The sequence below is a fragment of the Helicobacter sp. T3_23-1059 genome (assembly GCF_053654515.1).
The window spans coordinates 69,750-91,133 of the sequence record NZ_JBSIUV010000004.1 but is presented as its reverse complement, the minus strand read 5'-3'; the positions used below and the strand labels follow the sequence as shown (position 1 = coordinate 91,133).

Genomic DNA, 21,384 nt, shown 5'->3' with positions numbered 1-21,384 from the left:
ACTTCAAAGATACACAAATCTAAGCAAAATCTAAACAAGCCCTACTAGGATTTTTGCTCTCTCATAAGTGGCTTTGGCTATGGGGCGGACTTTGTCCGCGCTAGATTCTAAAATCTGCTTTATGTAGCCTTGCTCAAGCATTAGTTTTTCATATTTTTCTCTTATAGGGCGCAGGGATTCTACTAGCAAATCGCTTAGCCTAGATTTTAGCTCTCCATAGCCCTTGCCTGCAAACTCTGCTTCTATCGCTTCCCTGCTTTGTGTGCTAAAAATCTCATACATACACAGCAAGTTATAAAGCCCTGCGCGTGATTCATCAAAAGCGATTAAGCCATTAGAATCTGTCGTGGCTTTTTTGATTTTGTGCGTGATGGTTTCGGGGCTATCTAGCAAAAATATCGCGTGATTTTCGCCCTTTTGGGATTTGCTCATTTTTATTTGTGGATTATCTAGCCCCATTATTTTTGCGCCGATTTTTTGGATAAGTGGCTCTGGGATTTTAAAGCATTCTCCATAGTCGCGGTTAAACTTTATCGCAACATTGCGTGTAAGCTCTAAATGCTGTTTTTGGTCTTGCCCCACAGGGACAAAATCCACATCATAAAGCAAAATATCTGCTGCCATAAGTGCAGGGTAGTTAAACAGCCCCACGCTTGCTTTTTGCGCACTTTGCTTTGCGCTTTTGTCTTTAAACTGCGTCATTCGCCCCATATCGCCCATTGAAATATTGCAATCCAAAATCCACGCTAGCGCAGGGTGATAATCAATCTGGCTTTGGATAAAAATAGTGGATTTTTCCGTATCTATCCCGCAGGCTAAAAGCATTGCCGCTATGGCATAGGTGTTAGATTCTAGCTCTTTTGGGTTTTGTGGCATCGTGATGGAGTGGGAATTTGCGATAAAAAATATATTTTCATAAATATTTTGAGAATCTACCCAATTTTTCACCGCTCCTAAATAATTGCCTAAATGGATTTTGCCTGTGGGCTGGATACCTGAAATCACGCGCTTTTTATTTGTTTGATTTGTAGGGAAGTTTGTTTTTGTAGGTGGGGTTGGAGTGGATTTTGTGGTATCAAGCATTTGTGTCCTTTGCGTCTTTTTTTGTTGTTGTTTTGTAAAAAATGTCTTGTAAAAAATGTCAAAATTTAAAAAACTTTTAAGCGCATTATATCGCTTTTATTAAAACTCGTTAATCATTTTAGAATACAATGCGTTCTTATTCCAAAACAAAGGATTCAAAATGGAAACAAAGACACTCTCTAGCGTGATACTTGCGCTAGCTTTTGGCTTTATCGGGCTAGTTGGATTTAGTGGCTGCGGAGATAAAGGCGGACTACAAGGCATAAAAAACGACTCTGGCGTAGCGGCAGAATTTGATGGTGCGCCTGAGTGGGTTACTAGCGATTCTGGTTTGCTAGCTGCCACAGGTAGTGCCAAAATCAAAAACAACAATTTTGGTTTTGCTACCACACAAGCAGAGGCAGCAGCTCGCACAAAACTTGCAGGACAACTCAACACTCAAGTAGAAAGCAAGTATAGAGAGCTTACTACAAGTGGCGAAGATAGCGTAAATCAAGAAGCTGTCCAAGCGATACGACAAAGCGTAAATGAGTCTCTAGCTGGCTCTCGTGTAGTCCAAAAATGGGTAAGCAAGACAGGAAATCTCTGGGTGCTAGTCAAAATCGATAAACTCGATACAAAGCTACTAGAAGAAAACTTGCAACGAGCAAAAGGCGTAAATCAAGCCGCTGCTAAAAAGCTAGCCCAAACCGTCGATGAGCTACTCGATGGCGAAAAACAAAAAGCAGAAAACGCACAATAAATGCAAAAAATCACGCAAAATCTAAGGCGTAAAAACTTTAGATTTTGTGGTTAGTTTTTTGTAGCCGTGTTTTTGCATTTGTTTTTTTTTAAGCATTCAAGTTAGGATTCTAGCTTGAATGCTTTTTTTATGTTTATTTTTTGGAATTTTTTAGCATTTTAGATTCTTTTTTATCTCTTTTTTAAGCACTTGTTATGATACATATTATCCTACTTCAACCTAGAATCCCACAAAACACGGGCAATATCGGCAGGCTTTGTGTCGCAGGAGAAGCGATATTGCACCTTATCCACCCGCTAGGTTTTCACATTGATGACAAATCCCTAAAACGCGCAGGAATGGACTATTGGCAGGTTTTGTATAAAAAAGAGTGGAATTGTGTGGAGGATTTTTGGCAATGCTACCCGATAGATTCTAATCACTATTTTTTTAGCACAAAGGCTACGAAATCTTTATATGACGCGAGGTTTAAAAAGGAATGCTTTTTGTATTTCGGTAGAGAGGATGCGGGGATTGATAAACATATATTGCAAGCAAATGCAACACAAATGCTAAAAATCCCTATTTCACACAAAGCAAGAAGCCTAAATCTCGCTACAAGTGTAGGCATAGCCCTTTATGAAGCCTTGCGGCAAAATGGCATAATGCCAACATAAAATCTAAAATCTACAAAGGAAAATCGCTATGAAAAATACAAAAAATATAGCAATGCAAACGCGCACAAAAAAAACCACCAAAACGCCAAAATCTACAAAACAAATCCACAAAAAATCTACCCCAAAATCTACCCACAAAAACAAACGCAACATTTTTTTGCCTTACAGCACGCAATCGATTGATAAAAGCGACATAAAGCGCGTAAAGCTAGCCCTAAAATCCCCGCTTTTAACGCAGGGCGAGCTATGTGAAGAGTTTGAGCGCAATATCGCACAATATGTGGGCGTGAAATACGCGCTTTGTTTTAACTCCGCCACTTCCGCGCTATATTGCGCTTATCGCGCGCTTTTTAAGCAGGGCGAGCTAGTCATCACTACGCCAAATAGCTTTGTCGCCACAGCAAATATGCTCCGTGCGTGCGGGGCAAAGCCAATCTTTGCAGATATTTTGCCAAATGGAAATATCAGCGTAGAATCTATCAAATCCATATTGCAAAACAAAACAAACAAAACCAACACTCAAAAACAACGCAAAAACATTAAACAAGGCAAAATCAGCGGAATTGTTAGCGTGGATTTTGCAGGAAATAGCGTAGAGGCAAAATCCATAAAAACCCTTGCCAAAGCGCATAATCTAGCCTTTGTCTCGGATAGCTCTCACGCTTTTGGTGGCGAAGTAAATGGACGCAAAATCGGCTCTTTTGCTGATGTTAGCATTTTTAGCTTTCACGCGATAAAGCCTATCACCACAGCAGAAGGCGGAGCGATAACCACAAATGATAAAAAAATCTATGAAATAGCAAAATCCTTGCGCTCACACGGGCTTAGCAAGATTTCGCTATGGGATAGTGAGGTGCAAGATTTTGGGTTTAATTTCCGCTTAAACGAACTCCAAGCCGCACTAGGATTATCCCAGCTAGAAAAAATCGATGAGTTTTTAGCCAAAAGAGAAAAAATCGCCAAAATCTACGATGAGGTTTTTTATGAAAATCCGTATTTTACGCCCACTCACGCACAGATTTTGCCAAATCACAAAACCACAAACCACCTCTACCCCATTGTGCTAAAGCCCAAGTTTGTGCCATACAAAAAAGCGATTTTTAGGGCATTGCAAGAGAAAGGGCTAGGCGTGCAGGTGCATTATAAGCCCATTTTTGATTATGCGTTTTATAAAGATTGCGCACGCGATAATGGAAGCAATGCAAGAAAATGGTATGACGCTGAAATATCCCTCCCGCTTCATCAAGCAATGAGTAAAAAAGACATAGCATATTGCATCAAAAATACCTTAGATATTTTAAAATCAATGCTTTAAAAAATTGCAAGAATCTAAAAAATCTTAAATTATCAAAAATTTTTCACTGCATTTGGTTTTTTGACAAAAAACCCTCCAAATCCACTCTAAACCCCTCCAAACGCCACAAAATCTAAAAAACCCAAAATCTAAAATCCAAATCGCAACTCTATATAATATGTCCTGCCTAGCCCTGCGATATAGTTTGGATATTTTTGGTAAGTCGCATATAGCGAGTCAAATAGATTTCGCACGCCTGCACCGATTTGAAAATATGAGATTTTATAGTTTAGCCCCAAATCACTTAGCACATATCCGCCTTTATTCATCACATAGCTTTCTTTTATGCTTTGTCCTGCCACAGTGCGCGTGGTAGTGTCGATGCTTTGCCCATAATATGCGTTGTTAAAAAACACGCTTAAAGATTGATTCCCTAGCTTTAATGCCTCTACTTGAATATGTAATGTAGCCTTGATAAAAGGCACATAAGGCACACTTTTGCCTTTTAGGTGGCTATTTGTCGCATTTGTTTGCAAGATATTTGTGTAGATATAGCTGACACTCTCCCCTAGTTTGATTCTATCATTCCAAAATCCTTGATTTGCCATTAGCTCTGCTCCTGCGCGTTGCGTCTCGCCTAGATTGCTGTATGAATACGCCGTGCCGTGAGAAATGGTATTGACAAAGATTTCATCAAAAGTATGTGTATAAAAAAATGTCGCACTTAAATCGCTCCAAGAAAAATAATCCCTCCAGCCTATCTCACCTGTTACATAACGCTCAGGTTTTATGCCATTTAGCTCGTTTTTGTTTAGCTGTGTGCCTTGTGGGTTGCCTTGATTTATCGCAGAGTTTGGGTCGGCATTTATCATTTGAAACGCGCTAGGGCTGATAAATCCTAGCTCGGCTTTTGCATAAATATTGCCCGTATCGCTATATCGAAAATTTGGTGTGATTTCTGCGGCGTAGCTTAGTCGCTGTGTGTGGGCTTTGAAATCTAGTAATTCATTGACTACCACTCCACCATAACTAGCACACATTGCATTATTTGCCGTTGACGAACAAGTGCTATTAAACATTTGATTATTTGTCGTCCAATAATTAGAATATTCTATTCTTGCTCCCTTGCTTAAATCAAACCATTTAGCAAACCTAAAATTATCAAACACATAAAGACTATTTGATAGCTTTGTAGCCTCATTTGCAATATCCGCAGTATAGTGATAATCCAACTGTATTGCAGAAACATTGATTCTATGATTTGTATAATTTGTGCGCTTTGAATGCTCTAGCACATTATCTAACCCCACAATAAAAGTATATTTACCTGCTTTATGTTTTAGCTTTAGATTTAGCCCACCCCCGTGATTTTGAAACCCTGCCTTACCATCACTCCCTAGATTGATAAAAGTAGGCGTAGTGTAGTTATCTTTGGTATATCTAAGCAAGGAAAATTGATAAAAAGCTAGCGCATCAAAATCTAAATTGTCATTAAATTTAGCAGTGTAATTTAGCGCAGTTTGCAAGGCATCAGTTTGGGTTTTGTAAGTGTCAGCGTGCGGGCTAAATCGCTCTTTTTTTATCGTGCTATAAAGTTTGCCATTATAAGTATCTGTTGATACAAGATTTGGGCTAGTTCCTGTTGTGGTGGTTGTCGTATCCGCGTTTTCTAAATATTCTCTAGGATAGCTTTGCCACAAATGTGAATAATTAGCACTAAAATCTAGTTTATGATTCTCATTTGGTGTCCATATTGTTTGGATAGCACCATATATATTCGTATTATTGTCGTTTTTAAATGCTTTTACTTCGTCATTTCCGCTTACACTATCATTTTTACCACTCACATTTCGATTATTTGGCACATAGCTAGCACTCACATCGCCCCTCACAAATAAAGCATTGTTTATCTTTTTGCCCCCTGCTAGCGATAGCCCACCACCTTGCAAACCTAGCCTCTCACCACTGCTTGCTTTTAGCACGATTCTAGCAAAATCCTTGCTAGGCGTCTTTGTGATGATATTTACCACGCCCCCACGCGTGCCATTGCCATACACCACAGCCCCTCCACCGGGCAAAACCTCGATAGCTTCTATATCTTCTATATCAAGGTTATTATACGGAGGGACTCCGTGGCTTGTATCAAGCAGGCTAATAGGCACGCGATTTATGAGAATCTTTACAGCTCGATTTGCCTCGCTACCTTGCCCGCGCAAATCAATATTTGAGCCAAAACCATTATTGGTAAATGTGATTAGGGGTTGGTATTGCAAGGCTTGCTCTAGTGAAGTGTAGCCTTTGCTAGTGAGATTTTCTTTTGGGATTTTTAAGACATTTTTAGGCTCATCTTTTAGTGGCAAATCAAATCCAGAGCTTACCACCGCACTTGCACTTACTTTGCCTAAATCTTTTGCTTGCAGTTGTTCGTAGTCTTTGTAGTCTTGGTTAGAATCTGTATTGTAAGTTTTTTCATAGGCATTGTTGTTTTTGGCATTGTTATTTAGATTTTGATTTTGACTAGAGTTTGTTTGGGTAGAATCTACTTGGGTAGAATTTGTTTGGCTAGATTCTGTTTGGGTAGAAAGCATTGCAAGGCGTTGATTTTGTGGATTTTGATTTTGTTGATTTTGTAGATTTTGGGTTGGTTGATTTTCTTGCGTGGTTTGTTGGGTTTGCAGATTTTGATTTTTTAGATTTTCTTGTTTAGTTTGTGGATTTTGCAGATTTTCTTTCATCAAATCTTGCGCAAAATCTTTAGTTAAATCTTTATCAAAATCGTTAGCAAAATTTTTAGTTAAATTTTTATCAAAATCCTGTGGCATTTGTGCGATTGCTAGAGAGCTAACGCATAACACACTAGCCACACTTAATGTAATTGTAGATTTTCCTTGTTTAGATTTTGCAAGTTGTGTGTGCTGTGATTTTAGAATCTGTGTGCATTGTGGTTTTGCAAGTTGTGATTTTAGAAGCCGTGATTTTAGAATCTGTGCGAGTTTTGCATTTAAATGCTTAGAGTTTAATGCTTCGCGCCTTTTACTCTCTCTCTCTCTCGTTTTTTCTATGCTAGATTTTAGTAGATTTTGAGTGGCATTGTGCGTTGTGTATCGCAAAGCAGTGGTGTTTAGAGCTACATTTTGCAAGGCATTGTTTATGTTTGTTTTCATTGTTTGTCCTTTTTTGTTTGGTTTTTTGGAGGTTTTTTATAATCCTAAAGATTTTAAGAATCGCTTTAGAAATTATAAAATGCGCGGATTATAAAAAATTTTTGCTTAAATAAAAATTAACAACAAATCGCATAATTATCATAAATAAACAAATAATGAGAAAAATTCACAAAAAAGCACGCAAATCGTGGCATTGCAAGAATTTGAAATTTTTAGAAAAATTTTTGTAGATTTTTTAAAAAACTTTAGAATTGTTTTTGGGAAAACTTTTTAGATTTTCTAAAAAAAAAACTTTTTGGAGTTTTTTTGCTGGATTTTTTGGGAGTGGTTTTTGGATAGTTTTTAAGAGATTTTTTAAAGATTTTTTGGTAGGATTTTGGTTTTTAGATTTTTTGCGTAGATTCTGTGAGTTTGTTGATTTTGTGTTTTTTGGCGCGATTTTATGATGGATTGACATACAAAAAAATACAATAATTAAGGGGTGTTAGCTCAGTTGGGAGAGCGCAACGCTGGCAGCGTTGAGGTCAGGGGTTCGAACCCCCTACACTCCACCATTTTACTTTTTTTCTACCATTCTTGCTTTTGACATTACTTGCATTTTTAATAAAATCCATAAAATCAAAACAAAAAGTCTAAAAAGCCAAATAAAAACACCAAATAAACAAGATTTTCAAATGTAAGTTGTAAAAATACACATAAAAACTACGCAAATTTTAATCAATACAGCATTTAGATTCTAAATTGGATTCCAAGCACTATCAAGCCAACGCCTGTGTTTATATAGTTTTGTTTATCTATTGCCCATCCATAATTTAATTCCCAAGATAAGCCAACCGCAGGTTTTACATACCACATTACCCCAAGCTTCAACAATGGATAAAGATTACTAAGTTCGTATGTATTTGTATTGTAAGCATATTTTGTGGTGCTGTAATAGTAAGTTGGTTGATACATATATTCATATTGCGTAGAAACTATCGCATAAGAGCCACTATCTTTGCTTAGCCCAAAACCTGCATAAATCTTGCTGCTATATCCAAGCAACTCTGTTTTATAACTGCCCACTATTTCAAATCCTAGACGCCTACTATTATAATCTTCTAATATTACACTATCATCTTCGCTAAATGTGTTTTTATAACGATCGTAGCCTAAGGTAAGAGCAAAGTTAAATATATAAACAAAATTAGCACCCAAAGCCCATTTTTGCCATAAGTCTCGCTCATACCCAATCCTTAGCGTCAATGGAAAACCTAAATCTAGCGATTGGGACACACTACCAACGCTATAATTAGCGATATTTACAATACCAATATCAGCTCCAAACACGATATGATTTCTACCATTTGGTCCAAAGCTAAAAAATCCTCCTTTTGTTTTTTCCCAAGCATTTCTAAAAAATTCTTTTGCTTTTTCTTTTGTAGGTGAGTAAGATTTTGCTTGCGTGTTGTTTGGGGTGTAATAGCTTTGATTATGTGCGATACTAGAATCCTCATCTTTATATTCTTGTAATTTTTCTTTTGCGATGACTTTTGAGATGATTTCTTCATTATCCCATAGCACGAGCCCCGTCTTTAAATCGCTCAAAACAAGCAAAAACTGGTAATCCACACGCACTTTTTTGCCGATAGATTTTGTGCGCTGGGTAATCTTGCCACTTAGGGAATAATCAGGAGCGCGTAAATTGCCTTTTTCTTTGGTGGTGTATTGGTTGTATTCCTCATCGTTGCGAAGTTTGCGAGATTCTCTTATCATTTTATCTGTCTTGCTACCACTGCCTGAAATAGCATTTGTAAGGATAAATTTTTTGCTATTGCGGATTTGTCGGACAAGTTTGCGACTTAATAATTCTATGTCTATGTCCTCATCTGTGAGATTTTCTATCTCTGAAATCACAATGACTTTTTTGCCCTCCAAATTTTTGACAAAATCAGAGCTTAAAAAAGAGGCTACATTGTCATCTATCATCATTTCTATATCGTGGTAATCAATGCCAAATGAAGTGTAATCGCTAGAATCGGTTATGTATTTTGGCTTAGAAGCACAAGAAGCTAAAAGGAATAAAAACGAAAGTGTAAGCAATGTTTGCGCTAATATAAGTGTGCGAAATTTATATCGCCCCCCCCCCCCACACGATTATGAGAATCTAAATTGTGAAAATCACAAGTGTTTATTGGATTTTGGTAAGTCTGCATATCATTTGCCTTTTTGTAAAAAATTGCGATTTGGAAAAAGCAGATTTTAGCACAAAAAAGTTATGCAACAATATTTAGGCAAAAAGAAAAATAGCGATATTTGCCCTGTGATAGTTGCGTATAAAACTATGCGCGTGCCTCCAAATGTGCCACAAAGCGTGTCGCAAAATCTATTTGATATAGCCTAGTTTATATAGCTCATTTACGATTCGCACTACGATAGGTCCTGCATTTCCTCCGCTTTGCCCGTGCTCTATCAAAATCGTAATGGCATATTGCGGATTTTCAGATGGCACAAATGCCGTCATCCACCCGTGCGAACGCTTGAAATACTCTAGCTCGCTCTCTTTTATCCGCACTTTTATGTCTTGGGCTATGGAGGATACTTGTGCTGTCCCTGTTTTGCAGCCTACTTTGACTTTTGCTGCCATTAGCCGTCTTGTGCCTGTGCCACCGGGCGCATTGCAGGCTTCTACCATTCCTTTTTGCAAAACCCAAAGTTTAGATTTTTGAAAATCATTTAGCACATCTTTTGACTCAAAGGTAATATCCTCGACATTTTGTTGTTTGATAAAATGCGGTGTAGGTAGCTTGCCAGAAGCGATAAGCGCGGTATATCTAGCGATTTGCATAGGGGTTGTGAGAAAATACCCCTGCCCAATAGAAGTCTGCACCGTATCCCCCGCAAACCACGGCGCGCCATATCGTTGCGCTTTCCAATGCGGAGTTGGCAAAATCCCATTAGATTCTCCGGGAAAATCTAGCCCACTTTTTTGCCCAAATCCCATTTGGTGTAGCACTTGCGTCATTCGCTCCACGCCCACGACTTGCGACATTTTATAAAAATACACATCAACAGATTCTCTAATCGCTTTAAACGCATCGGCACTGCCGTGCCCCCCTGCTTTCCAATCGCGAAAATGGTGATTTCCAATCACAATCGAATAAGGCGTAACGACTTTGGTATTTTCATCGATATTTCCAAACTCCAAAATCGACATCGCAATACCCATCTTAATAACAGAACCCGGGGGATACTGCCCGTTTATAAAACGATTTATAAGCGGTTTATGTGGATTATCACGCAGGGCATTCCATTTGGGGATACTTATGCCCCCTACAAAATCATTTAAATCATACTCTGGGTAGCTACCCGCTGCCAAAATCTCGCCATTATGCACATCCATTACGATTGCAGAGCCGTTTTTCTCGCCAAATCCATATTCCTCATCAATCGCTCTTTGCAATCTCGCATCAATCGTTAGCGTAATATCATTTTGCACTTGTGGGCGCACTTCTTCGGCTTGAGATACTTTTTGGTTAAACGCATTTACAATGCTAGCGCGGTAGCCTAGCTGTCCTTGCAAAATGGCGTTATATTGTCGCTCTATGCCCTCTTTACCGATGATTCCTGTGTGTTTGCTCATAGGATCTGAAAATACATCGTTTTTGTCTGCTGCGCCCACATAGCCGATGATATGCGAGGCTAGCTCACCATTTGGATAATATCGCTTAAAAATCGGCTTTACGATAATGTTTTCGTGCTGATTTAGCACAGAATACACCACCTGCATATCATCATAGCTTACATAATCCACCACTTGTATTGGCTCGTGATTATACGCAGAATTTTGCTTGACATAAGATTCTTTTAATGACTCAATATCTACGCCTTGAATATTGTCTTTTATTTTTTGGAGGGCGTTTTGGAGTTCATTTTCTTTTAGCAATGGCTTTAAAAACACGCCAAAAAACAAATCATTTACCGCCAAAGGTGCGCCCTGCCTATCTAAAATAAGTCCCCTTGCAGGCACTAGCACTTCTTGTTTAAACATATTTCGTCTAGCGATTTCTTCATAGTGGTCATATCTAGCAATCGTTATGATTGATAGCTTTAAAAGTAGCAAAATCCACACTACGCCAAAGATTAAAAGTGTGATTCTAAATGGAATGGGGATATTTTTCATTATGCTACCTTAGTGTTTTTATGCGTGTTAAACGCAGTATTTTATGCGTGCTGATTACGCGCTTTGTTTGCGTGGATTTTGCGTTGTAAGACATTTGGATTACCATTTTTTGCGCTTCCATTTTAGATGTTCATAGATTAGGGAGAAAGATGACTCGATGATAAAATAATAAATAAAAATCGCATTTAGCGAAAAATTTACCCCTGCACCAAACATTTTGATGATATAAAGTGCCAAAAAATACACGGCATAAACCACGATGATATACCAAAAAACAAAAAATGAATTATGCCCAAAAATGATATTAAAACGCTCGCTAATAAGATAATTTACCACCAAAAAAACGATGGGCAAAGTCCCAAGCGGGAGTTGTTTCTCGCTCTCATAAATGATAAGACAAAGCACGATAGTAACTATGGCTGTGGTATTTTTTTTGGCATAAGAGTCCATAAAAAGCACAAAAAGCACCCCTAGCATAGGTGGCAAAAATAAAAATATACTCCCAAGCAAAGTCCAAACAAAAAACACTATGCAAGCAAGGGTTGCTAGGGCGATTTTTTTTAGACTTTTATCGGGGTCTGGTTTGGATAGTAGCTGCATTTTAGAGACTCTTTTGATTTTAGATTTTATGTTTGTGGTTTTTAGATTTTGGGCTTTTTGTATTTGCGCTTTTTATGTTTTGCAGAGGTGGCAAAAAGCGATTTTTTTTATTTGGCAAAATTTGTCAAAATCTTAATTTTAGCCATTAGATTTTGGGATTAGGTTTCACAAAATCTAATCCCAAAATCCCATTAAAAATCGCTTCTTTTAAAAGCGATTTGCCACCATATTTTTGCGGAATTTTATTGTTATAAGCCATAATTATAGCGTTATTTTGGCTATTTTTTTGGTGCAATTTTGCCAAATCATTTTTGCTTAATTTATCGGCTTTGGTAAAAATTTGCAAATATTTTTGGTCGCCTTTTAACAGGGATTTTATGCTATTTTCAAGCATAGAATCTATCGCTAAAGCAGTATGTCTAGAATCTATCAAATGCAAAAAAAGTTTGATACTTTTGCGCGTGGATATAAAATCCCATAGATTTTTTTGCCACGCTTTTAGCTCCTCTTTTGATACTTTTGCATAGCCAATCCCGGGCAAATCAAGTAGCAAAAATTCAAGCGAGATTTTAGAATCCACTTCTTTAGAATCTGTCTTTTTAGAATCTGTTTTTTTAAAATCCACTTCCCCGCTAGATAAAAATGCCTCTTTTTGTTTGTCGCTAGATTCTAGGCTAGAATCTGTTTTTATCCATTGTGTGGCAAAAAAATTGATTAGTTTTGTTTTGCCCGGTGTAGAGGATCTTTTTGCTAGATTTGATTCTAATATTTCATTTATAAGTGTGCTTTTGCCGACATTGCTTCTACCCAAAATCGCCACTTCGCTATGCAATGGTGGCGGGGCATTTTTTGCCGAGCTAGCAGAGGTCAAAAATTTACTATATTTTGTTTTTATCATCGTTTTGTCATTGCTTTAGATTTTAGCTTCTTTTTTTTGGGTTTGGTTTTTTGTTTGATTTCACAGGATTTTGCAAGTTTTTGCCACATTTTCGCAAAAATAGATTTTAGCACCGCGACTAAAAAAATCCATCTTCAAAAATCCATCTAAGGCTGGCTATTTTTATCTTTATTTATATCGTTTAGATCAATAATCACGCGCACAGGAGCATCTCCCTCGCTTTGGACATTTGCAAAGTTTTCTTTATTGTTAAAAATGATTTTTTCTCCTTTGAGATAGTTTGGCTTGCCTATCTCTTTTGCTTCTGCTCGCCCGATTAGCTGATATTCGCTTTGCTCTATGAGGTAGATTAGCGTATCGCTTTTGCCTTTTAGCTCTCGCCCATCTTGTGTGAAAATATGAAAATCCACATTGCCAATGGCTTCAAATTTAAATGGCTTGCGCTCATTATTCATATAGACATTGACTTTATCGGCGTTTAGTTTGTCGCGCTCTTTTGTGATATGCACGCTTCCTTCCGCACTTGTTATGCCTTTTTTCTCATCGGCAAATACGCGCCTTGCATCGATTAGTAGCTCATCGCCAAACCCAACCTGCGCTAGCCCAAAAATCGCCACAAAGCACGCAAATAAGCATTTTTTCATTTGTGATTTTCCTTTAGTTATGTTTGTTTTTGTCAAAATCTTTATCCAAGTAGATTTTCGCTTTGATATTTTCGGCTGCCATCGTGCCTTCTTTTTGTTTGTAGATGATATTTTCCCCTTCAAAATCACCACTTAGCGACACAGCCCAAAACTCCCCAATCCCTCTAAAAATCCCTTTTTGTAAGTCATAGACTCCCCTCTTGCTCCAAAAGCTCTCCCCACTATCTTTTGCATACACGCCACCTTTGTCAAATATGTATTCATCGCCCACTCTGCGGACTTCCTCGCCATATATGTAAGCGATAGATTTTGCGTTTTTATCGCTTTTGGTGGTTACGATAGTTTCATAGCTGATTTCATACTCGGCAAATCGCAATGCTTTTTGCCCCTGCAAACTCGCTTTTGTGTAGTCTTTGTTTGCGTCATAAATATGATAATCATATAGCTCAATGATGGGCATTTGTGCGCGTTGTCTTAGGATTTCTTGCGTATTTGTCGCAGAGATTTTGATAAATACAAACATAGCGATTAACAATCCCCAAAAAAACCAATGAATCAAAAACGATGATGAAAAATACGAAACAACTATATTAAAAAACCTAAGAAAGTAAAATCTAAACATTTGTTTTGGACTAAGCATTCCCTCTGCGTATTCTTGACTTAGGGCGATTTCCTCCCGTTTGCGCACAAGCAATGCCCTAGAAAATCTAATACGCATATAACTAAAAAATCGATTCATTTAGATTCTCTCTTTTTGTAGATTTTCTTTTGGTGCAAATATTTTTAGATTTTATTTTGTATGTTTGAGATACATTTCTAAAAATTCTGCTTGCTCTTTTTCTTCGCGAGAGATGATAAAATCTATCATTTCTCTTACCGCCCCTTCGCCACCGCGTGCATTTAGCACAATATCAGCGTGCTTTTTTACATACATATTTGCATCTGAAGGCGCAAAGCGCAGTCCGCTTTGAGAAAACATCGCCAAATCATTGACATCATCGCCTATGCAGGCAACTTCATTTTTTTTCACATCTAGCCCAGACATTATTTTTCTTGCCGTGCTTGCTTTGTCCCCTATGCCCAAAAAAACTCGCGTGATACCTAGCTCCTCTGCGCGAGCGCGCGTGCTAGCGGATTCTCTACCCGATATGATTGCCACTTCTTTGCCCATTTTTAACCACGCTACGATTCCTAGCCCGTCTTTTATGTTGAAATTTTTTGCCTCCATTATGCTATTTCCATTTTCAATAAGCGTGATTTTGCCATCAGTTAGCGTGCCATCGACATCTATGAGTAGTAGTTTTATCATTTTTTGCCTTTTTTAGATTCTTAAATTTCACTAGAATGTTGATTACAAACAGCCCTTTGTGCTAGGGATTTTCACTCGTGGATTTTGCGCTAAAGCCCTGCGAAGCGACAATGCAAAGGCTTTAAAAATCGCCTCTGTGATATGGTGTAGATTTTTCCCGCGCTTTATTATGATATGCGCTGTGATATTTGCATTAAAACACACAGCCCTAAGCCACTCCTCCACTAGCTCAATATCAAAATCCAAAATCTTGCCCCTATACTCACAAGTGCTTGTATCAAACACCAAAAACGCACGATTGCTAATGTCTAAATCACATTCCACGCAGGCTTCATCCATCGCCACTGCGCCATTGCCAAATCGCTCGATATTTTGCACGGGATACATACTTTGTGCCAAAAGTTTGCCAATGACTATCCCGCAATCCTCCACGCTATGATGAAAATCCACTTCCAAATCCCCCTTGCACTCTAGCTCCAAATCAAAAAGCGCGTGCTTGCTAAATGCTTCTAACATGTGGTTAAAAAAGCCTATGTTTGTGTGGATTTTGGATTTGCCACTGCCATAAATGTCTAGCTTTGCGGTGATTTGCGTTTCTTTGGTATTTCTGCTTAGAGATTGCATTAGATTCCTTAGTTTGTGAGATTTTGTGGGGATAAGATTTTTGCGCATCGTGCGAAGTTTTGCAACACTATTTGCAAAGCCACATTGTAGCATTTGTTTGTAATATCATACCTATCTATTTTGTGGATTTTGCCAAAATCGTGCAAAACAAAAAATCAAAAAAGCAACATCTAAAAAACACAAAAAAATCACAAAAAATTAGCATTTTTTAAAAAAAGTAAATCAAAAAAAAAAAAAAAAAAAAACAGATTAAAATCACAAATCATTACACCCACAAAAAAAGGACAACAAATGAGCAAAAACCACCTACAAAACTCCATTAAATTCTGCAAAATCGCTTATTCTAAAATCGTTTATCGCAAAATAGCCTCTTGTTTTTTAGCTTTTGGACTCATCAGCACAAGCGCGCTAGCCCAAAATCTAGATGATGAGATAGAAAAAGAAATCCAACGACTAGAAAAACAAAAAAGACTACTAGAGCTAAAAAGACAAAATCAACAACTACAAAAAGAAGTCGAGCAAAACTCGCAACAAAAATCAAAAAAGCGACAAAATGCGCCGTATTATCCACCAAACAACGCACCACAAAATGACGCACTGCAAGATAATCCACAAAACGCCACTCCATACTATCCTCAAAGCAACTCATACCAAAATCAAAACTACCAAAATGCTTATAACAACGCCTACCAAAAAGCAAACGAGGATAAAACCTCTCAAGGCTACATTCGCTTAGAGGGGAGCTATGGGATTGGCTTAATGGCTTCGCCCATATTATACGCTAGTGGCACTTCTATATCTAGCAATTTTTATCAAGCAAATATTGAGTTTGGCAAGCAGATTAACGGGGTTTTTCGCACTTATTTTGGCTCTAGCTTTATGGAGTATAAATACAAAAAAAGCAGTGGCGATGCGGCAGGAAAATTTGATGGGCAATATATTACCGTGCATTTTGGGAGTGATTTTGTCCCAAAATTTGGCAATAGCCCTGTGAGAGGCGTGCTAGGAGCATATCTAGGATTTGCCTATGCAGAATTTCAAGATGAGCTAAAAGTGCTAAGCTCTAGTTTGCAAAAAACCACAGGATTAAAGCAGGTAAATTTCACTTCAAAAGGATTTGGCACAACTATTGGAGCAAGGCTAGGACTTGCCTTTGATTTAGGCAAACACGCCCAAATCGAGCTAGGTAGCAGAATCGGCTATAATCTACTTTTTGGCTCTAATGTGGGCTATGCTTCGACTTTTCCTTACGCGCTTTATGTAAGCGGATATGGCGCGCTTAGCTTTTTGTTTTAGGTAGCATTTTATGAGCAAGGATTTTGCGATGAATATGTGTAAAAATAGTGTTTTTATCGTTTTTGGTGCGTTATTAGCAATGTATCTAAGTGCGTGCGCACCTATGCCAAATCAGCTATCTTATAGCACGCGAGATAGCGAGTATCTAGGATTTACCGTATCTGGTGGTAGCGTGCTATCAAACCCGCCAAGAGATAGAGCTAGAATCTATTTTGGGCGAAAGCCTAGCTTTATCGGTGTGGCGATTTCATACAAAGTGCATTTTGCGTATAATCCACCTGCAAATGGGTTTGGAAGCTATCGTGTTTATAAAGAAATGGCGCAGGGGGATTTTGGCACGCTATCAAGCGGAGCGAAATTTGTCGCAGATGTGGGAGCAGGAGTGCCACTAGCGGTGTTTTCTAGCACAGAAGAGACAAGCTACATTGTCTTTACACCACTAGCGGGGAGGATATATTGCATAGAGGGCGAAGTCATAGCGGGGAATTTTATCGGGCGTCCTAATCTGCATTTTGCAGATAAGGTGCGTTGCGAAGCGTTGTTTAGGAAATAGATTTTGATAAGATTTGTCTTGCGTGGCGAGCGTGTAGCAAATGTGTAAAAAATTGCGTGGCAAAAGTGTGAAAATGTGCGAAAAAGTGTAGCGAGTAAAAAATTTTTATCGCAATCGGACTCTTGTATTTATAAGTGAATTTTGTATTTGCAAGTTTGTTTTGTATTTTGCAAGCGTATTTTGTATAAAATCCACTTGCAATCCATTTTATTAGATTGACTAAAATCTATCTTTACATTTTAAAAAGATAGATTGCCACGCATTAGATTTTTACAAAAAAACGCAGAATCTAATTGCTCGCAATGATGGCATTATTTCCCTCTTCCTTGCAGATTTACAAACCTCTTGTCCCCCCTTCCTTAGCACGAGGGAGCTAGGGGGTGGGTATCTTGTCGGACTTAAGCATAAGCGAGGTATTCAAAACCTTGATTTTTGTCATACTGAGGTTGCACAACAACCGAAGTATCCAAAACATTAACCATTGTCATACTGAGCGCAAGCGAAGTAACTCAAAATCTAAAAACACAAATAGAGATATTTCGCTAAACGCTCAATATGACAAAAAAAAACATTCTGTCGTTGCAAGCAATCATTCCATTGCCGTCATTGCGAGCAAAACACAAGACTTGCGTGGGGATTTTATGGGAATGTATATTTTGCGCTATGTTTTTGATTGTTGGGTTTGTCGTTTGTCTGTCATAATGACTTATTATTATTTGGCTTAGGGCTAGAAGTATCTAAATAGGTTTTGGAATTTGCTACATTGCAATAGATAGCGAGCAAAAATAAGTTTGTATATTTGCCTAAAGATTTTACCCAAAACTACATTAAAAATTCTTTCTAAATCCCCATTCTCGAGCCATTTCTAAAATCTTGCTTTTTTGGATTTCTAAAGAAAGCATTGCTTCTTTGTCGCGCAAATTATCGATTATTTCGCCATTTGGCATAGCGATAAAGCTATCGCCATAAAATACCCATTCATTTTCATTTGCCACAGCTTTGCCCACGCGATTTGCCCGAATAACTACACAGCCATTTAGAAAAGCCCGTATTTTGCATAGTTCTCGCCACCTAGCGATAGAATCAAAAGTATTTGCACAAGGCAGTAGCACCATATCTACGCCACTTTTTTTTATACTTAGCCACATTTCATCAAAATGCACTTCAAAGCCAAATAATACAGCGATATTAAACCCCTTATACGCAAAAATAAAGGGTTTTTTTAGCATTTTGTTGTTGTGGTTGCGAAAAAATTTCGCCTCATTCCAATGCTTATAATCAATAAGCCTCTGTTGGCGATATATGGGATATATTTTTAGGCATTCATCGATATTTATAGTCGCATTAGTTTCTAGCGTGTTTGATTCTGCTATGTTTATGTTAGTTGGTGCTTTTATGCCGAGTTTTTCTTGCAAGACATTATGAAAGGTTTTTGCATTTTGCGGGCTAATGTAGATAATCTCTTTGTAAAGTTTTCGATTGATACAGCGCACGATAGGGGCTACAAAGTGGATATTATATCGCATAGATAGCGCAGATAGGAATCGCACTTGGGCGTTTGTTTGGGCGATGATTTGTTTTATTTTCATTGATTTTAGTTCTAAAAAAAACGGATTTAGCGTGTATTCTGGCAAAAGCACGACCGTGTCTTTTTCTAGTTTGTAGCAAAATAGCGCAAATCTTGCATCATTTAGTCCTAGCGTGTCTTGCTGGAAAATCGTTACTTTCATAAAACTCCTTTTGTCATAAAATCTTTGTGTTTTTGCTAGCGTTGCAAAGTTTTGCGTGATTAGATTTTGGCTAGCTTTGCTCTTGTTTAGATTCTAGGGTGTTTTTTATCTCTTCATATTGTATTTGCGCTTTTTCTAGCATTTCTTGGGCTTGTTTGATTTCTTGCATTCCTGTTTTGTATAGCTCTAGACTTTGTTTTAAGCTCAAATCCTCCGCGTTTAGCTTGCTTAAAATCTCTTTTGTTTTTTGGATTTTGTCCTCAAAATGTTCCATTTACACTCCTTTTTTCTAAGCTAATCCTAGCTCGGTTATGATTTTGTAAGATAAAATGCCTATGATTACGATAGGTGAGACATAGCGAATGATAAAACGCCATACCAAAAATGCCTTATCGCTTAAAAAATCACGCGTGTATTCTCTAAGATTTGATTTACTTAGCACAAACCCCACAAAGACTACCGATAAAAGCACGCTTATAGGCATTATCACGCTAGCACTTATAAAATCTAGCCACAAAAACACGCTTTTGCCACCAAAAATAAGCCCCTCCCCTCTATCACTCATCGAATACAACGCCACAACTCCCACGAAAAAAACCACTGCGACTACTCCCCAAGTAGCCACCAAACGCGAACATCTAAATCGATTTATCAAAAAATACACACTTGGCTCTAGCATAGACACGCTAGAAGTAATCCCCGCAAACAATAGCGCAACTAAAAACGCTACGCTTAAAATTATCCCCACACTGCCAAATTCACCAAAAATCAGCGGCAAAGAAATAAAAACAAGATTTATGCTTTGTCCAGAATCTTTCCCTAGCTCCCCATCATAGCCAAAATAAAATGTAAATATCATAAGCCCCGCTACAAGCGAAATAATAAGCCCCGGGATAACCACCCAAATCGCACTTTTTAAGATATTTTGCTTTTCATCACTCATCGCAGAATACGCCATAATCGTCCCAACGCCTAGTGAGAGAGAGAAAAACATCTGCGCTAATGCGCTAATAAGCACGCTAGGGGTAATATCTCCTACCCTAAAATCAAACAAAAAATGCACCGCACGCATAAAGCCAGGCTGAAAACTCGCATAAATAAGCAAAGCAATAAAAATGATAAAAAGCAGGGGCATTAAAATAAGATTTAATCGTTCAATACCCTTTTTTATCCCAAATGATACGATGAAAGCCGTGCCAAACAAAATCGCGCTAAAGCAAAGGATTTGGGATTCTACACCATCGTTCATAAGGTGCGCAAAAATATTTTTTGAAGCCTCCATACTGCTAGGCAGGCTAAAACTAACCCTTACAAGATAATATAAAATCCACCCCAAAATCACACAATAAAATGACAAAATAATCCCCCCACCAAACAATGCAAATCCTGCATATCGCCACGAAGTTTGCGGATTTTGCGCTAGGGTGGCAAAACAAGTTGGCATATCGCTTCTGCCTTTGTTGCCAAGTAGCATCTCTGCGATAAGGAGGCTAACCCCCACACACAACGCTAGCACTAAAAAAAGTAGGACAAATGCCCCCCCACCATTTTCGCCAGCCATATATGGAAAACGCCAAATATGTCCTAGCCCGATAGATCTACCAAGCGCGGACAAAACAAAGCCGATTTTTGAAAATCCAAGCTGTGATATGGGGTTGCTACGCATTTTTATCCTTAAATAGATTGTGTAGTTACGCATTTTAAGTTTTTTTTAAATGTGTAAAATTTGTATTTTTAAGCCAAAATAAAGAAAGAATAATACGATAATCTAACTTAGAAAATCGTTAAGCAAAGAGAAAATATCTATATTTAGATTTTAGCGTTAGGGTTTAAAAATTTCTAAATTTAGGGTGGATTTTAGATTTTGATATGGTGTGGATTTATGCTAATGATGTGCGTGAGCGTGAATGAGTCATAAAAAAACTTGCGCGAGCGCGTAAAAAGCGGGGATAAAATCCCAATCACAAAAGCCACCCCCAAAGCCCATAGCACCACTCGCACAAATGCAAGAAAAAAACGCGCAATAAAGTTTGGAGCAGGATTTATATTTGTAGAATCTAACGAATTTTTAGAATCTAGATGTTGAGATGTCGTAGATTTTTGCTTGTTTTTTGGCAAGTATATGAGTTTTAGATTGGCGTATTTTAGTCCGGGGGTTTGCCCGCAAATAGCGATAAACACAGCATAAATCACCGCATAAATCATAAAGCACACAAAAATACTAAGCTGACTACTGCGAAACGCCTCCGCACTGCCTAGCACAGCATAAGTGGTAATGTATAAAATCGGTGTATAAAGCATAAACATATCTGTGATAAATGCTTTTAGCCTGCGCGTGATAAAAAGCTCTTGGGCGAGTAAGGATAGAGAATCTAGCCTAGATTTTATCAAAGCAAAGCTAGGTTTTTTGCTACTATCTTTGCGAGAATTTTTGCTAGAATCCGCGACTAAATTTGTGATTGATTTTGTAGCTGATTTTGTATTAGAGGTTTTTTTTGGTGTGGATATAAGCCTAGATAGAGGGCTTGAAGCGCGATTTTTGGCGAGCTTTTTTTGTGTAGCCCGTGTTGTTTGTGTGGTTTGCGTGGTTTTGGAGGTTTTAGGGGTTGGCATATAGATTTTGGTGTGT

General features: G+C 38.1%; 21 protein-coding genes and 1 tRNA gene. 8 read left to right on the top strand and 14 right to left on the bottom strand.

The window, feature by feature from the left end:
- Nucleotides 1-30 precede the first annotated feature (30 nt).
- Nucleotides 31-1,083: a tryptophan--tRNA ligase gene (gene trpS / locus ACWIX0_RS02200; RefSeq protein ID WP_454171573.1), complete on the bottom strand. Its 1,053-nt coding sequence runs from the start codon at nt 1,081-1,083 to the stop codon at nt 31-33.
- A 160-nt stretch (nt 1,084-1,243) separates the two neighbouring features.
- Here trpS and ACWIX0_RS02195 point away from each other — a divergent pair, with 160 nt between their 5' ends.
- From ACWIX0_RS02195 to pseC, 3 genes are all read left to right on the top strand, one after another.
- The gene (locus ACWIX0_RS02195) at nt 1,244-1,825 is read left to right on the top strand and encodes an LPP20 family lipoprotein (protein WP_454171571.1); all 582 of its coding nucleotides are present in this window, start codon (nt 1,244-1,246) and stop codon (nt 1,823-1,825) included.
- 194 nt (nt 1,826-2,019) lie between these two features.
- A complete protein-coding gene (locus ACWIX0_RS02190) occupies nt 2,020-2,481 on the top strand; it encodes a tRNA (cytidine(34)-2'-O)-methyltransferase (RefSeq protein ID WP_454171569.1) in 462 nt (153 codons plus the stop codon).
- 28 nt (nt 2,482-2,509) lie between these two features.
- Entirely contained in the window at nt 2,510-3,796 is a 1,287-nt protein-coding gene (pseC, locus tag ACWIX0_RS02185; RefSeq protein WP_454171567.1) for a UDP-4-amino-4,6-dideoxy-N-acetyl-beta-L-altrosamine transaminase, read from the top strand.
- Nucleotides 3,797-3,924: 128 nt separating this feature from the next.
- Here the strand turns inward: pseC and ACWIX0_RS02180 are convergent, their stop codons facing one another.
- Entirely contained in the window at nt 3,925-6,939 is a 3,015-nt protein-coding gene (locus tag ACWIX0_RS02180) for a TonB-dependent receptor (protein WP_454171565.1), read from the bottom strand.
- A 478-nt stretch (nt 6,940-7,417) separates the two neighbouring features.
- On the opposite strand from ACWIX0_RS02180, the gene ACWIX0_RS02175 reads away from it, so the two are divergent.
- Nucleotides 7,418-7,493 (top strand) — tRNA-Ala (locus ACWIX0_RS02175).
- A gap of 175 nt (nt 7,494-7,668) precedes the next feature.
- Here ACWIX0_RS02175 and lpoB read toward each other — a convergent pair.
- Entirely contained in the window at nt 7,669-9,021 is a 1,353-nt protein-coding gene (gene lpoB, locus ACWIX0_RS02170) for a penicillin-binding protein activator LpoB (protein ID WP_454171563.1), read from the bottom strand.
- Nucleotides 9,022-9,196: 175 nt separating this feature from the next.
- Between lpoB and ACWIX0_RS02165 the strand changes: the two genes are divergently transcribed.
- The gene (locus ACWIX0_RS02165; RefSeq protein ID WP_454171561.1) at nt 9,197-9,322 is read left to right on the top strand and encodes a hypothetical protein; all 126 of its coding nucleotides are present in this window, start codon (nt 9,197-9,199) and stop codon (nt 9,320-9,322) included.
- On the opposite strand, the gene mrdA is transcribed toward ACWIX0_RS02165, so the two are convergent.
- The 7 genes from mrdA to hisB all read right to left on the bottom strand — a co-directional run bounded on the left by mrdA (nt 9,305) and on the right by hisB (nt 15,176).
- On the bottom strand, nt 9,305-11,101 hold the full coding sequence (mrdA, locus tag ACWIX0_RS02160; protein WP_454171559.1) for a penicillin-binding protein 2: 1,797 nt from the start codon (nt 11,099-11,101) through the stop codon (nt 9,305-9,307). The two genes, ACWIX0_RS02165 and mrdA, sit on opposite strands and share 18 nt — an antisense overlap.
- 99 nt (nt 11,102-11,200) lie before the next feature.
- Entirely contained in the window at nt 11,201-11,701 is a 501-nt protein-coding gene (locus tag ACWIX0_RS02155) for a hypothetical protein (RefSeq protein ID WP_454171557.1), read from the bottom strand.
- Between the two features lie 145 nt (nt 11,702-11,846).
- The gene (locus tag ACWIX0_RS02150) at nt 11,847-12,599 is read right to left on the bottom strand and encodes a GTP-binding protein (RefSeq protein ID WP_454171555.1); all 753 of its coding nucleotides are present in this window, start codon (nt 12,597-12,599) and stop codon (nt 11,847-11,849) included.
- A gap of 146 nt (nt 12,600-12,745) precedes the next feature.
- Nucleotides 12,746-13,243, bottom strand: a complete 498-nt coding sequence (gene lptA, locus ACWIX0_RS02145) for a lipopolysaccharide transport periplasmic protein LptA (RefSeq protein WP_454171553.1) — start codon at nt 13,241-13,243, stop codon at nt 12,746-12,748.
- Nucleotides 13,244-13,256: 13 nt separating this feature from the next.
- Nucleotides 13,257-13,982, bottom strand: coding sequence for a hypothetical protein (locus ACWIX0_RS02140; protein ID WP_454171551.1), 726 nt, complete (start codon nt 13,980-13,982; stop codon nt 13,257-13,259).
- 51 nt (nt 13,983-14,033) lie between these two features.
- Nucleotides 14,034-14,552, bottom strand: a complete 519-nt coding sequence (locus tag ACWIX0_RS02135; protein ID WP_454171549.1) for a KdsC family phosphatase — start codon at nt 14,550-14,552, stop codon at nt 14,034-14,036.
- Between the two features lie 42 nt (nt 14,553-14,594).
- Nucleotides 14,595-15,176: an imidazoleglycerol-phosphate dehydratase HisB gene (gene hisB, locus ACWIX0_RS02130; protein ID WP_454171547.1), complete on the bottom strand. Its 582-nt coding sequence runs from the start codon at nt 15,174-15,176 to the stop codon at nt 14,595-14,597.
- Nucleotides 15,177-15,467: 291 nt separating this feature from the next.
- On the opposite strand from hisB, the gene ACWIX0_RS02125 reads away from it, so the two are divergent.
- The 3 genes from ACWIX0_RS02125 (at nt 15,468) to ACWIX0_RS02115 (ending at nt 17,750) form a co-directional block, all read left to right on the top strand.
- The gene (locus tag ACWIX0_RS02125; protein ID WP_454171545.1) at nt 15,468-16,472 is read left to right on the top strand and encodes a hypothetical protein; all 1,005 of its coding nucleotides are present in this window, start codon (nt 15,468-15,470) and stop codon (nt 16,470-16,472) included.
- 28 nt (nt 16,473-16,500) lie between these two features.
- Nucleotides 16,501-17,025 (top strand): hypothetical protein, encoded by a 525-nt coding sequence (locus ACWIX0_RS02120; RefSeq protein WP_454171543.1) that lies wholly within the window; start codon nt 16,501-16,503, stop codon nt 17,023-17,025.
- A 380-nt stretch (nt 17,026-17,405) separates the two neighbouring features.
- On the top strand, nt 17,406-17,750 hold the full coding sequence (locus ACWIX0_RS02115) for a hypothetical protein (RefSeq protein WP_454171541.1): 345 nt from the start codon (nt 17,406-17,408) through the stop codon (nt 17,748-17,750).
- Nucleotides 17,751-17,852: 102 nt separating this feature from the next.
- On the opposite strand, the gene ACWIX0_RS02110 is transcribed toward ACWIX0_RS02115, so the two are convergent.
- The 4 genes from ACWIX0_RS02110 to ACWIX0_RS02095 form a co-directional block, all read right to left on the bottom strand.
- Nucleotides 17,853-18,755, bottom strand: a complete 903-nt coding sequence (locus tag ACWIX0_RS02110) for a carbon-nitrogen hydrolase family protein (RefSeq protein ID WP_454171539.1) — start codon at nt 18,753-18,755, stop codon at nt 17,853-17,855.
- 70 nt (nt 18,756-18,825) lie between these two features.
- Complete coding sequence (xseB, locus tag ACWIX0_RS02105; RefSeq protein ID WP_454171537.1) at nt 18,826-19,029, bottom strand: exodeoxyribonuclease VII small subunit; 204 nt, start codon at nt 19,027-19,029, stop codon at nt 18,826-18,828.
- Between the two features lie 15 nt (nt 19,030-19,044).
- Complete coding sequence (locus tag ACWIX0_RS02100) at nt 19,045-20,421, bottom strand: sodium-dependent transporter (protein WP_454171535.1); 1,377 nt, start codon at nt 20,419-20,421, stop codon at nt 19,045-19,047.
- Between the two features lie 191 nt (nt 20,422-20,612).
- Nucleotides 20,613-21,368 carry an RDD family protein gene (locus tag ACWIX0_RS02095; protein ID WP_454171533.1) on the bottom strand — a complete coding sequence of 252 codons (756 nt, stop codon included), beginning with the start codon at nt 21,366-21,368 and terminating at the stop codon, nt 20,613-20,615.
- Nucleotides 21,369-21,384: the final 16 nt, after the last annotated feature.